Consider the following 12,447-nt stretch of genomic DNA (forward strand, 5'->3'; position numbering starts at 1 on the left):
CCCGACGCAGACGCGCCAACAAACGCTTGCTACGCCGGCAGGCCGTCACTGATCGTCGAGGTCGTCGAACAGTGACGGTTGGATCGGCTCGTCCGCAGCCTGCTGTTGTTCGGAGCTCTTCTCCGGCAAGGACTCCCGAGCGGGGTCCGAAGGCGCCGGGGACTGGGCGGGCGTACCCGCGGGCGCATTCCCCACCGTGGTGGCCGGCTTGGGGAAGTGCAGGCGACCGCCGAAGTGCTCGGCGAACTCCTCGTCCACTCCGCTGAGAAAGTCGCCGAGGTGCTCGATCATGTCGGCCAGGTGCTGGGGCACGAACGGATCGGCGAGCATGTCCACCATGACCCGCAGCCGGTCCTCGAACAGCCCGAACCGCAGGTAGGGCCAGCGGCGGTTGAGGTCGGTGACGAGTTCCGACGCGCGGGTGCGGCCGCTGATGTCGCGCACCAGCGGCGCCCACAACTGCACTTCGGGGGCCGCGTCGTTGGCGATGACGAGCGCCAGCGCAGAGCCGAACCGCAGGACGAAGTCGCCGTCGGAATCCCGCTCGGGCACGCCACCGTAGATGTCGGTCAGCGTCAGCGCGATGGCCTCGCGCAGATGGTCGGTGTCGGCGGGCCGAATCGCGACGTGACGGTCGAGCGGCGTCGGTCGCGGGGCGGCTGTGGTCTCCGGCGCGACGTCGAGGTCGACGCTGGAACCGAGGTGGTGGAGCGAGAGGAAGCTCGGGTGCGGCACCGCCCAGGTGTCACGGAAGACGGACACGGCCATCGCGGCCAGCTGGTCCGCCCAGCGCGGGGCCTTCTCCACGACGAGTGCCGGATCGTCGCCCGCCTCCGCCTCGTCTGCCTCCGGCTCCGCGGCCGGCGACGACGTGGACGCCGCCGGGGCGGACCAGCCCTGGGCGACCAGCCGGGCGTGGTCGGCGGCGGTCAGTCGGCGCCGCGGTGGCAACTGCAGTTCGGAGGGAATCTCGCATCGCACGACGGGCCCGTGCGGACCGGCGACGACGTTGCATTGGACGAACGGGACGCGGCCGTCGGACTCGTCGGTGTCGCACACCGTCTCGAGTACCAACTGATCGCCCTGCGCAGCCGTCGCGAGACGATCGGCGAGGCGTCCTCGATAGGTGCCCCAGGCATCGTCCATCGTGCGGTCGAAATCGCTTCCAGTGGATCTGTTCGGAAACTCGGACACGGGAGATACGGTATCGCGCCCACGGGCGGTGTCGGGAACAGAGTGGTCGCGAGGGCGGGCCGGTCCGACCACCGGTCGGGAACCGATGTCCGGGTTGTCGGGCCGGCAGCCTATCGTGTCGACGCAGGATCGACACGGAGGAAGAACGATGCAGTCGTTGGGCGAACGGAGCCGGCGCGGTGGACAGTCACCGCGAGGGTGGGGGAGAGCGCTGGCAGGCGTGGGTGCGGCGGCGCTGACCGTCGTGCTGGCGGCGGGAACGGCATCCGCCGCGCCCGGCTCGGGCAGTCTGGGCAGTCTGGGAAGCCTCGGCAGCGGAAGCGGCACCGGTGGCAGCGTCGGGGCAGGATCGTCGATCCCCGAGTCGCTCCAGGAGGATCCCGGTCCCCCGCCCGCGACCCGCGACGACATCGACACCGTCGAGATCACGGCCGAGGAGCAGCAGGCGCGGGGCGTGATCAAGTACACGATCACCTCGCCGGCGTTGCGTCGTGAGGTGTCGGTCCAGGTGCAGCCTGCCGCGGACCGCTCGGTTCCGCGGCCCACGCTGTACATGCTCGACGGCGTGAGTGCGCGCAACGGCAACAGTGGATGGATCAGCGACCGCCAGGGTGCCGCGGCCAAGTTCTTCGAGGACAAGGACGTCAATCTCGTCATGCTCAACGGCGGGCGTGCGAGCTTGTACGCCGACTGGGACCGGGTGGACCCGAAGCTGGGCCTCAACAAGTGGGAGACCTTCATCACCGAGGAGCTGCCCCCGCTGATCGACGCGAAGCTGGACACCAACGGCGTCAACGCGATTGCCGGCAACTCGATGGGCGCCCAAGCCGCAGTCATGCTCGCGCACCGGAATCCGGAGCTGTACCAGGGCGTCGCGGCGTTCAGCGGGTGCTACTCGACGAGCGACGCGCTCGGTCGGCTCACCGTCCAGACGAGCGTGACGTCCCAGGGCGGTGACCCCGCGAACATGTGGGCCGACGAAGCGGAGCGGCAGGCGCACGATTCGGTGCTCAACGCGGAACGGCTGCGCGGCAAGCAGATCTACCTGTCGGTGTCCAACGGCCGGCCCGGGCCCTTCGAGGAGGGATCGGACGACGCCCGTCGCCTCTACCTCGGTGGGGCCATCGAGGCCGCGGCCAACGTGTGCACGCGAGTGTTCGACGCACGCCTGCGCACCCTCGGTATCCCGGCGACCATCGCGTACGAGGGTGCCGGAGTGCACGAGTGGGACTACTGGCGCGTCCAGCTGCCGAAGGCCTGGCCGACGCTCGAGAAGGCGCTCGGCCTGTCCTGAACGACCGGGGTGAGCCGGTGACGGCCCGAACCGCGAGCCGGTTCCCGCCGTCACCGGTCGCCGCGCACCGCTCGCTCGATACGAGATCGTCACGTCGTGTAGCGCTGACGTAACACCTGGCCACCTAGCGTATACGCAGACGTATACACGGTGGGCCGGCGTGCGCGGCCCGTGCGAGAAAGCGGCCCCGATGACGACGATGTTCGACGCCCCCACCCTGACCGAGCGAGTGCGGTCCGCCTTCGCCCGGGTGCGCGAGTGCGATCGACCGGAGGTCTGGATCCACCTTCGGCCGGAGTCCGACGTCGTCGCCGAGGCCGCACGGATCGCCGCCCGCGTCGAGGCGGGCGCGCAGTTGCCGCTCGCCGGAAAGCTCTTCGCGGTCAAGGACAACATCGACGTGGCCGGTTTGCCGACGACCGCCGGGTGCCCCGAGTTCGGTTACACCCCACAGGTGTCGTCGCCGGCGGTGGCACGGCTGCTCGACGCCGGTGCGCTGGTGCTCGGCAAGACCAACCTGGACCAGTTCGCCACGGGCCTCGTCGGAACCCGCAGCCCCTACGGAATCGTCCGCGCCGCACGGTATCCCGACCGGGTGTCCGGTGGTTCGAGCTCCGGATCCGGGGTCGCGGTGGGCCTGGGCCTCGTCGACTTCGCGCTGGGGACGGATACCGCCGGATCGGGCCGCGTCCCCGCGGCGTTCAACGGTGTGGTCGGCATCAAGCCGACACTCGGTCTGGTCCCGACGTCCGGTGTCGTGCCGGCGTGCGCCGACTTCGACTGCGTCACCGTGATGGCGCCGACGGTCGACCTGGCCGCACTGGCGATGTCGGTCATGATCGGTCCCGACGCCCGCGATCCGCGCAGCCGGACGTGGCCGTCGGACGTCCCCTTGTCGGCGCCGCGCCGCCCGCGGGTCGGCGTCCCCCTCGACGCGCAGCTCGACGTCCTCTCCGACGGCTACCGTGCGGGATTCGCGACGGCCGCGCGGCGCGCCCGCGAAGCCGGCGCCGACGTCGTGCCCGTCGACATCGACTCGTTGCTGGCCGCCGCACGGTTGCTGTACGACGGCGCCCTCGTCGCCGAGAGGTTCGACGCGGTGGGCGACTTCGTCGTCGCCAACCCCGACGCCACCCTCGATCCCACCGTGGCAGCGATCGTGCGCGGCGCCGCCGAACCGCGGGCGCACGAATTCGTCCGCGACACGGGCTTGCTGGTGGCCGCGCGCCACCGCGCCGCCGCGCTGTTCTCGGACGTGGACGCACTGCTGCTGCCCACCACGACCGAACACCCGCTGGTGGAGGACGTGCTCGCCGACCCGGTCGAGATCAACCGCCGGCTCGGCACGTTCACGAACTTCTGCAACCTGCTCGACCTGTCGTCGGTCGCGGTACCCGTGGACGGCGCCCCGGGGGAGTCGTTCGGCGTGATGACCGTGGCGCCCGCGTTCGGCGACCAGGTGGCGCTGGACGTCGCGGCCCGTATCGCCGGTAGTGCCCCGGCGGTCCTCGCGCCGGACGCGGGGGTGCCGCTGGCGGTGTTCGGGGCGCACCTGCGCGACCAGCCGCTGCACCACCAGCTGGAGGCGCTGGGGGCCCGGTTCGAACGGCCCGTCACGACGACGGACGACTACCTCATGGTGCGTCTGGACTCGGTGCCGCCCAAGCCGGGGCTCGTGCGGGTGGCGCACGGGGTGGGCCGATCCCTGCCGGGCGAGCTGTACCGCATCTCACCGGCCGGCCTGGGGTCCTTCCTGGCCGCGCTGCCGTCGCCGATGGCGCTCACCGAGATGACTCTCGCGGACGGCACCCGGGCCGTCGGATTCACCTGTACCCCGGCGGCCGCGGCCCACGGGGTGGACATCACAGCGTTCGGAGGATGGCGCGCGTACCTGGCCGGTGCGTCGGCCTGACGCCCGCCGGCGCGGGAACGGAAGGAACGAGATGGCCACCGTCGGCGGCGGGTCGGGAACCGGTCTGCGAGAACAGGTCTACCTGCAGTTGCGGGAACAGATCATGAGCGGGGCCGTGGCCCCGCACGATCGGCTCGTCGAGGGCCGGTTGTGCGAGGCCCTCGGAGTCTCCCGCACTCCGCTGCGGGAGGCACTGGTGCGTTTGCACGCGGATGGGATCGTCACCCGCCGCGACGACGGGTACTACCCGATGTTTCCGGACCTGGACAGCATCCGGGATCTCTACGAGCTGCGCATCACGCTCGAACTGCGGGGCATCGCGCGCCACGTCGAGAACACCGATCTCCGGTTCGATCGGGCGCTGCTCGAGGCCGTGCGGGGGCGGTGGCGCGCGCTGGAGGCCGACCCGCCGGCGCCGTCACCCGACATCGTCCAGCTCGATCAGCAGTTCCACCTGGAACTCTCGACCGCCGCCGGGAACCCGGCCCTCACGCGGGCGCTCGCGACCGTCAACAGCCAGATCCGGCTGGTGCGGATGTACGACTACCAGAGCCCCGAGCGGGTGCGGGCCACCGTCACCGAGCATGTCGCGATCGTCGAGCAGATCCTCGACGGCGACCTCACCGGTGCGCTGGAGAGCCTGCACGGCCACGTCGGCGAATCACTGGACGTCGTCGAGCAGCGGGCGGTGCAGGCGGTCACCGCACACGCTCTGCGCGGACGACGCTGACGCCGACGACGGGTCCGTAAAACGGGCGAACCGCCTCCGTTTGTGGTGACGAACATCACGAAGCGAAGACGGCTCGGCGGACTCGAGACGGGTCCGTTATCCCGGCTCGGCGGCGCTCAGCCGCGCCAGCATGCGTTCGAGTGCGCGTCCGTCCGGCCCCAACTCGGAGAAGGACGACGAGGGATCGGCAGGATCCGCGACCTCGACCGCGCCGAGGCTGCGTGCCAGGTCGCTGCGTCGGCGCACGGCGTCCAGGATGAGGGCGTCCAGGTCGGCAACTTCCTGCTCGAGGTGGTCGAGCGAGGCCACGTCGGCGTCCCGGGACGATCCAGTGGTGTGGAGGGCGCACGATTCGGTCTGAACAGACACATCGACTCCTTCGGTCTCGGGCGGGTAGGGCTCCCGCTGCGACGCTGTCTCATTGTTAGTCGCAGTACTGAGCTACACGTTACGTCCGGTACGTGAGCGGTGCAGATCACGGTCGGAGCGTACAGTTGCATCGTGCAACACGAAACGAGGGCCGACGACGTGGCCGCGCTGCACGCCGAATTGGTGCAATTCGCCCGCGACCTGGTGGCCGGCGGACGGGACGCACAGGGCGGACCGTCGTTCGCTCAGCACTCGGCGCTGTCGTTCATCGCCCGCCATCCCGGGTGCCGTGCCACGGACATTTCCGACTCGTTCGGCGTCAACCGTTCCACGGTGTCGCGACAGTTGCGCGGATGCGTGGAGTCCGGGTGGGTGCGGACCGAACCCGGCTCGCTCCGCAGCGGTTACCCGCTCAGCCTCACCGCGCAGGGCGCAGCCGTGCTGGCGGCCGCCGACCGCAGACGCCTCGACGAGGTCCGGGCCCGTGTGGACGGGTGGTCGCCGGCGGAGGTTACGGCGTTCGCGGGCATCCTGCGGCGCTTTCGTGAGGCACCGGTCCCGACCACAGCTCCCGACACCACGACTCGAGTTGGAGATGACGCCCATGCGTGAGTACGGCACCCCCGCCAGCTTCACGGTCGCGGACGACGACGCCGTCGTTCGCACCGTGTTCGAGCACGCGCGCCGCAGTCCGGACCTCGTCGTGTTCTCACGGCCGAGCGGCGCGGACTGGGTCGACGTCACCGCGGCCGAGTTCGCGGACCTGGTGACCGGAGTCGCGAAGGGTCTCGTGGCTGCCGGTGTGCAGCAGGGTGATCGGGTGGCGCTGCTGTCCGCGACTCGATTCGAGTGGTCCCTCTTCGACTTCGCGATCTGGGCGGCCGGCGCGGTTTCGGTGCCGATCTACGACTCGTCGTCCACCGAGCAGGTCGCGTGGATCGTCGAGGATTCCGGTGCCGTGCTGGCGATCGCCGAGACCGCGGCGCACGCAAGCGCATTCGAGGGCGCCGCGACGCAGCTGTCCCGCGTGCTGCAGATCGAGGACCGGGCCGTGGACAAGCTCGTCGCGGAGGGCGCGAGCCTCGACGACGCCGTCGTCGCCGAACGCCTGGCCGGCCTCCGGGCGGACGACCCCGCGTCGCTGGTGTACACGTCCGGGACCACCGGTCGACCCAAGGGGTGCGTGCTCACCCATCGGAACTTCCTGTCCGAGGTGCGCGGGATCCTCACCGCCTCGATCGGCGAGGTGGCGCGCCCCGGGAACCGGATGCTCACCTTCCTGCCGCTCGCGCACGTGCTCGCCCGCGCCGTCTCGTTGGCGATGTTCGAAGCCGGTGGGACACAGGCGCACTGGTCCAACTTCGGCAGCGTCGCGGGCCAGTTCGAGCGATTCCGTCCGCACGTGATCCTCGGCGTCCCGAGGGTCTTCGAGAAGGTGCGCGACACCGCGGCGCACACTGCCGAGAAGGGCGGACGCATTCCCCGCGCGATCTTCGGGTTCGCCGAGGCCACCGCCGTCGCGTACAGCCAGGCGCTCGACGCCGGCGGACCGTCGCTGCGGCTGCGGGCGTATCACGCGGTCGCGGACCGTCTCGTCTTCCGCAAGCTGCGGGCGGCGATCGGCGACGAGTGCTGGTGGGCGATCTCCGGCGGCGGCGCACTCATGCCGCGACTGGGACACTTCTTCCGCGGCGCCGGCGTGCCGATCTACGAGGGCTACGGGCTCACGGAATCGACTGCGGCGCACTGTGTGAACGTGCCCGGCCAGCAGCGGATCGGCTCCGTCGGACGGCCGATGGGCGGGAACACCGTGCGCATCGCCGACGATGGCGAGATCGAGTTGCACGGCGGTGTGGTGTTCGCCGGGTATTGGCGCAACGACCAGGCCACCGCGGAGGCCCTCCGTGACGGCTGGCTGCGCACCGGGGACCTGGGGGAGTTGGACGACGACGGCTACCTGACGCTCACCGGTCGCAAGAAGGACCTGCTGGTGACGGCCGGTGGCAAGAACGTCTCACCCGGGCCCCTCGAGGACCGACTGCGGTCGAACGTCCTGATCTCGCAGGCGGTCGTCGTGGGGGACGGCCGGCCGTTCATCGGCGCCCTGCTCACGCTCGATCCCGAACCGTTCGAGAACTGGAAGGCGGCCAACGGCAAACCGGCGTCGGCGACCGTGTCCGACCTCGCCGACGACCCCGATCTGCGCAAGGCCGTGCAGGCCGTGGTGGACGACGCCAATACGACGGTCTCGCACACGGAGGCGATCAAGAAGTTCGAGATCCTCCCGCGAGATCTCACCGAGGAGGCCGGCGAGCTCACCGCGACGCTGAAGATCAAGCGCAACGTGGTCTCGGAGCGGTACGCCGAGCAGATCGCTTCCATCTACCGTCGGCGCTGAGGTCCCCGCCTCCTCAGAGGGCGATTCCGAGTGCCTCGGCCAGGGCGGGCAGTCCGCCGGCGGCGGTGGTACGCCACGAGTGATGCACGTGGGGGCTCAGTTCCGTTGCCTGCGGATTGATTTCGACGACGGTCGCGCCGCCGTCGACCGCCCGCAGCGGCAGCATCGCCGCCGGGTGGACGACTCCGGAGGTGCCGACGACGACCATCAGGTCGCACTCGGCCACGGCCTTCTCCGCCCGCTCCCACGCATCCTGCGGCAGGGCCTCGCCGAACCACACGGCCCCCGGCCGCACCGGGGCGCCGCAGACCGGACAGGCCGGCGGCGTCAGCGGTCCGGTGGGTTCGGCATCGAGGCCACCGTCCGAGGGGAACGGGGCTTCGCAGCCACTGCAGCGGGGTGCGAACAGGCTGCCGTGCAGATGCACACCGACCTCGCTGCCGGCCCGCTCGTGGAGATCGTCGACGTTCTGCGTGACGATCGTGAGCGGCACGTGGCGCGCCCACGCCGCCAGCGCGAGGTGGCCCTCGTTGGGGTGTACCCGGCGGACCAGCCCGGTTCTCCACTGGTACCAGGCCCACACCAGGCCGCGGTCGCGCTCCCACCCCTCCGGGCTCGCGAGTTGCTCGGGTGAGAATCGTTCCCACAGTCCTGTCTGCGCGTCCCGGAACGTCGGGATGCCACTCTCGGCGGACATACCGGCGCCGCTGAACACGACGACCCGTCGCGCCGTGCGGGCTGCTTCGACTACGGCCGGATCCGGAAGGTGCGAGGTCATGCCGTCGATTCTCCGGGACTGCGTTCGGTACGTCCGTGCCCGTCAGCGTCCCGCCGTCCGATCGGGTTGAATTGACGCATGTCTACGAGGGTGCGGAACCGATGACGGGCCAGCTGCTGCCACATCCCGACACCGGGAAGCTTTTCCCGTCGCCGGTGCCGCCCGGCACCGGGTGGCCGGGCGACCCGGCGCCCGCGGACACCCCCGTCGCGCACTCCGCGGACGAGGTCCGCGCGCTGGCCGCCTCGGCCGGACCGAGCGAGCTGGACGCCCGGATCAGCGTGTGCCGGGCCTGCCCACGGTTGGTGGAGTGGCGGGAGCACGCCGCTGAGGTCAAGCGCCGCTCCTTCGCGGACCAGCCCTACTGGGGGCGTCCACTCCCCGGGTTCGGCGACCCGTTCCCCAAACTACTGATCATGGGACTGGCCCCGGCCGCGAACGGCGGCAACCGCACGGGCCGGATGTTCACCGGCGACCAGGCCGGTGACTGGTTGTTCCGGGCCCTGCACCGCGCCGGCATCGCCAACAAGCCCACCGTCGAGTTCGCAGGCGACGGGCAGAAGCTGTTCGGCGCCCGGATGATCTCCGCGGTGCGCTGTGCACCGCCGGACAACAAGCCCACCGTCACCGAGCGGGACTGCTGCTCCGGATGGCTGGACGCCGAACTCTCCGACCTGCTGCCGTGGGTGGGCGCGATCATCGCGCTCGGCTCGTTCGGGTGGGACGCCACCCTCGGCGCGATCCGCCGGATCGGGGGGACCGTGCCCACTCCCAAGCCCAAGTTCGGGCACGGGGCGGTGGCCGAGCTCCACACGCCCGCGGGACGGCGCCTGGACGTGGTGGGGTGCTATCACCCCAGCCAGCAGAACACCTTCACGGGCAGGCTCACGGAGAAGATGCTCGACGACGTGATCGCCCGCGGGCGGGACCTGGCCGGTCTCGGATGGGGGTGCGGCGGCTCCGGCCGCTGACGGCCGTCGACCACCCGGTGCGCATCCGTCCTCTGAGTGGGACACGAACTTGAGGACCGGGCGGCAGGCGTGGCTACCATCACAGCCACGTCGAATGCCGTTGGAGGTGCGCATGGCCCACGAGGTCCCCGAACCCGCTGTCCAGATGGGGTACGTCGTCGCGGATCTCGACGCCGCCGTCGACCATTGGGTGACCCACGCCCGCGTCGGGCCCTGGACGGTGTTCCGGGGCGTGACGCTGCAGGGCCGATACGCGGGCTCGGACACCGTCGTGACCATGGACGTCGCGATGGGCTACACCGGCGCACTCCAGATCGAACTCATGCAGATCACGTCGTCGACCCCGTCGCCGTACACGGATGACGCCGGTGAGCCCCTGGTGGGACCCCATCACATGGCCTGGATCACCGACGATCTCGACGGTGCTCTGGCCACGGCTCGGGCCCGAGGACTCGAGGAATTGTTCCTCGCCGAAGGCCCCGGCACCCGCGTCGCCTACCTGCACTCACCGGCGCAGCCGGGTGTCGTCTTCGAGTACATCCAGAGCGACGGCATGCGCGCGATGCTCGACTACGGAATCGCTCAGGCCCGTACCTGGGACGGGTCCGATCCCGTCCGTCCGATCGCCTGAGCGCAGGCGACTTCGAACTTTCGAGTCCCACTGTCCTCCTCGACGAGGGGGAGAACCCAAGCCGGCATGGCCGGGAAAGGCTGAACGATGGTCAACTGGAACGAAGAATGTGACGTGTTGGTGGCCGGGTCGGGCGCCGGTGGCGTCACCGGCGCCTACACCGCCGCCCGCGAAGGTCTCGACGTGATCCTGGTCGAGGCGACGGACAAGTTCGGTGGCACCACCGCGTACTCCGGTGGCGGCGGGTTCTGGTTCCCGGCCAACCCGGTGCTCAAGCGCGCCGGCACCGACGACACGATCGAGGACGCGCTCGAGTACTACCACGCCGTCGTCGGTGACCGCACCCCGCGCGAGCTGCAGGACACGTACGTCAAGGGCGGCGCGCCGCTGGTCGAGTACCTCGAGCAGGACGAGAACCTCAAGTTCCAGATGCTGCCGTGGCCCGACTACTACGGCAAGATGCCCAAGGCCCGCAACGACGGCCAGCGCCACACGATGCCGACGCCGCTGCCGATCTCGGAGGTCGGTGACCTGCACAAGCTCGTCCGCGGACCGCTCGACTTCGACCGGCTCGGCGCCGAGCTGCCCGAGATGCTCATCGGCGGCCGCGCGCTGATCGGCCGCTTCCTCAAGGCGATCGGGAACTACCCGAACGCGAAGCTGAACCTCGACACCCCGCTCGTCGAGCTGGTCGTCGAGGACGGTGCCGTGGTCGGCGCGATCGTCGAGCGCGACGGCGAGCAGGTCGCGATCCGTGCCCGCAAGGGCGTCATCCTCGCCGCCGGCGGCTTCGAGGGCAACGACGAGCTCCGTCAGAAGTTCGGCGTTCCGGGCGTCGCACGCGACACCATGGGTCCGTGGGGCAACCTGGGCAAGGCACACCAGGCCGGCATCGCGGTGGGTGCCGACACCGACCTGATGGACCAGGCCTGGTGGTCGCCCGGCCTGACCCACCCGGACGGACGCTCGGCGTTCGCGCTGTGCTTCACCGGCGGCATCTTCGTCAACCAGGACGGTAAGCGCTTCGTGAACGAGTACGCGCCGTACGACCGTCTCGGCCGCGAGGTCATCGCGGGTCTGGAGGACGGCTCGGTCACGCTGCCGTACTGGATGATCTACGACGACCGCGCGGGCGAGCGTCCGCCGGTGGGCGCCTCGAATGTCTCGATGGTCGAGACCGAGAAGTACGTGGACGCCGGTCTGTGGCATACCGCCGACACGCTCGAGGAGCTGGCCGCGAAGATCGGCATCCCGGCCGAGAACCTGGTGGCCACCGTCGAACGCTTCAACGCGATGGCAGCCAACGACGTGGACGAGGACTTCGGTCGCGGCGACGAGGCGTACGACCGTGCGTTCACCGGCGGCGGCCCGGCGCTGATCCCGATCGAGCAGGGCCCGTTCCACGCGGCCGCGTTCGGTATCTCCGACCTCGGCACCAAGGGTGGTCTGCGCACCGACACCACCGCGCGCGTGCTCGACACCTCCGGCAACCCCATTCCGGGTCTGTACGCGGCCGGCAACACGATGGCGGCCCCCAGCGGCACCACCTACCCGGGTGGCGGTAACCCGATCGGCACCAGCATGCTGTTCAGCCACATCGCCGCGATGAACATCGCCGGCAAGTAGTCCGGACACAGTTCGCAGTACGCGCGCCCCGCAGCCGGCTCTCCGGTTGCGGGGCGCGCGTCGTCGAGGGGGTGCGCCCCGTTCCACGGGCGATCACCGTGCGCCGGCGTGTCTGTGGCATGTGTCTCGACCCCTGGAAACGGCCGTGACGAGGTCTTTATCATGGGGCTGTCCCGGTGTTCAGCCAGCAGCGTCGGGGGTCTGCACGTCGTTGCCCCGAGGCGGTGAGCTGCCGATGCCACATCGGATTCCCCCGAGAACCGAGGTCCCACCGGAGTACCGGTCGCCGGACTTCCTGACTGCTGATCTTCCGCCCTCCTGCCGACCGGGTCACAAGCGGCCCGTGGTGGAGCAGATGGACACTGCCCGTCCGGGCGCGCGGTTGCACGTGAGCGCGGTCACGGCGATCGCGGCCACCACCGGAACCAGTGTGGGCCTGCTGACCTGGTGGACCTCGGGGGCGCTTGCCGACGGTGTGGTGGTCGCGGTGTTCACCGCCCTGTGCGCCGTGCTGGCCGCGATGATGGTCGGCGGCGGGAACTGA

12 protein-coding genes are annotated in these 12,447 nt (G+C 70.5%); 9 read left to right on the forward strand and 3 right to left on the reverse strand.

Translation table 11 applies throughout. The annotated features are described in order from the left end of the window. Nucleotides 1-45 precede the first annotated feature (45 nt). Nucleotides 46-1,194, reverse strand: a complete 1,149-nt coding sequence (locus E7742_RS03605) for a T3SS (YopN, CesT) and YbjN peptide-binding chaperone 1 (protein ID WP_137797687.1) — start codon at nt 1,192-1,194, stop codon at nt 46-48. A 148-nt stretch (nt 1,195-1,342) separates the two neighbouring features. Between E7742_RS03605 and E7742_RS03610 the strand changes: the two genes are divergently transcribed. The 3 genes from E7742_RS03610 (at nt 1,343) to E7742_RS03620 (ending at nt 5,130) form a co-directional block, all read left to right on the forward strand. Next, nucleotides 1,343-2,488 carry an alpha/beta hydrolase gene (locus E7742_RS03610; protein WP_137797688.1) on the forward strand — a complete coding sequence of 382 codons (1,146 nt, stop codon included), beginning with the start codon at nt 1,343-1,345 and terminating at the stop codon, nt 2,486-2,488. A 190-nt stretch (nt 2,489-2,678) separates the two neighbouring features. Next, nucleotides 2,679-4,400 carry an allophanate hydrolase gene (atzF, locus tag E7742_RS03615; protein ID WP_137797689.1) on the forward strand — a complete coding sequence of 574 codons (1,722 nt, stop codon included), beginning with the start codon at nt 2,679-2,681 and terminating at the stop codon, nt 4,398-4,400. 31 nt (nt 4,401-4,431) lie between these two features. After that, nucleotides 4,432-5,130, forward strand: a complete 699-nt coding sequence (locus tag E7742_RS03620; RefSeq protein ID WP_137797690.1) for a GntR family transcriptional regulator — start codon at nt 4,432-4,434, stop codon at nt 5,128-5,130. 96 nt (nt 5,131-5,226) lie between these two features. On the opposite strand, the gene E7742_RS03625 is transcribed toward E7742_RS03620, so the two are convergent. Then, complete coding sequence (locus E7742_RS03625) at nt 5,227-5,499, reverse strand: chorismate mutase (RefSeq protein WP_137797691.1); 273 nt, start codon at nt 5,497-5,499, stop codon at nt 5,227-5,229. 132 nt (nt 5,500-5,631) lie between these two features. Between E7742_RS03625 and E7742_RS03630 the strand changes: the two genes are divergently transcribed. After that, nucleotides 5,632-6,111, forward strand: coding sequence for a MarR family winged helix-turn-helix transcriptional regulator (locus tag E7742_RS03630; protein WP_137797692.1), 480 nt, complete (start codon nt 5,632-5,634; stop codon nt 6,109-6,111). Further along, the gene (locus E7742_RS03635; protein ID WP_137801031.1) at nt 6,104-7,897 is read left to right on the forward strand and encodes an AMP-dependent synthetase/ligase; all 1,794 of its coding nucleotides are present in this window, start codon (nt 6,104-6,106) and stop codon (nt 7,895-7,897) included. Before E7742_RS03630 ends, E7742_RS03635 begins: the two co-directional genes overlap by 8 nt. Nucleotides 7,898-7,910: 13 nt before the next feature. Here the strand turns inward: E7742_RS03635 and E7742_RS03640 are convergent, their stop codons facing one another. Beyond that, a complete protein-coding gene (locus E7742_RS03640) occupies nt 7,911-8,675 on the reverse strand; it encodes an SIR2 family NAD-dependent protein deacylase (protein ID WP_137797693.1) in 765 nt (254 codons plus the stop codon). Between the two features lie 101 nt (nt 8,676-8,776). Here E7742_RS03640 and E7742_RS03645 point away from each other — a divergent pair, with 101 nt between their 5' ends. The 4 genes from E7742_RS03645 (at nt 8,777) to E7742_RS03660 (ending at nt 12,447) form a co-directional block, all read left to right on the forward strand. Next, nucleotides 8,777-9,646: a uracil-DNA glycosylase gene (locus E7742_RS03645; RefSeq protein WP_137797694.1), complete on the forward strand. Its 870-nt coding sequence runs from the start codon at nt 8,777-8,779 to the stop codon at nt 9,644-9,646. A gap of 112 nt (nt 9,647-9,758) precedes the next feature. Then, a complete protein-coding gene (locus E7742_RS03650; RefSeq protein ID WP_254699150.1) occupies nt 9,759-10,277 on the forward strand; it encodes a VOC family protein in 519 nt (172 codons plus the stop codon). 87 nt (nt 10,278-10,364) lie between these two features. Continuing rightward, nucleotides 10,365-11,903, forward strand: a complete 1,539-nt coding sequence (locus E7742_RS03655) for an FAD-binding protein (protein WP_137797696.1) — start codon at nt 10,365-10,367, stop codon at nt 11,901-11,903. A 355-nt stretch (nt 11,904-12,258) separates the two neighbouring features. Continuing rightward, nucleotides 12,259-12,447, forward strand: a complete 189-nt coding sequence (locus tag E7742_RS03660; protein ID WP_137797697.1) for a hypothetical protein — start codon at nt 12,259-12,261, stop codon at nt 12,445-12,447.

Source organism: Rhodococcus sp. SGAir0479 (genome assembly GCF_005484805.1).
Classification (GTDB): domain Bacteria; phylum Actinomycetota; class Actinomycetes; order Mycobacteriales; family Mycobacteriaceae; genus Prescottella.

Bases quoted from the DNA above. Each gene is read 5' to 3' on its own strand.
- E7742_RS03610 (WP_137797688.1), top strand. From the start codon at position 1,343: ATGCAGTCGTTGGGCGAACGGAGCCGGCGCGGTGGACAGTCACCGCGA.
- atzF (WP_137797689.1), top strand. From the start codon at position 2,679: ATGACGACGATGTTCGACGCCCCCACCCTGACCGAGCGAGTGCGGTCC.
- E7742_RS03620 (WP_137797690.1), top strand. From the start codon at position 4,432: ATGGCCACCGTCGGCGGCGGGTCGGGAACCGGTCTGCGAGAACAGGTC.
- E7742_RS03635 (WP_137801031.1), top strand. From the start codon at position 6,104: ATGCGTGAGTACGGCACCCCCGCCAGCTTCACGGTCGCGGACGACGAC.
- E7742_RS03640 (WP_137797693.1), bottom strand. From the start codon at position 8,675: ATGACCTCGCACCTTCCGGATCCGGCCGTAGTCGAAGCAGCCCGCACG.
- E7742_RS03645 (WP_137797694.1), top strand. From the start codon at position 8,777: ATGACGGGCCAGCTGCTGCCACATCCCGACACCGGGAAGCTTTTCCCG.
- E7742_RS03650 (WP_254699150.1), top strand. From the start codon at position 9,759: ATGGCCCACGAGGTCCCCGAACCCGCTGTCCAGATGGGGTACGTCGTC.
- E7742_RS03655 (WP_137797696.1), top strand. From the start codon at position 10,365: ATGGTCAACTGGAACGAAGAATGTGACGTGTTGGTGGCCGGGTCGGGC.
- E7742_RS03660 (WP_137797697.1), top strand. From the start codon at position 12,259: ATGGACACTGCCCGTCCGGGCGCGCGGTTGCACGTGAGCGCGGTCACG.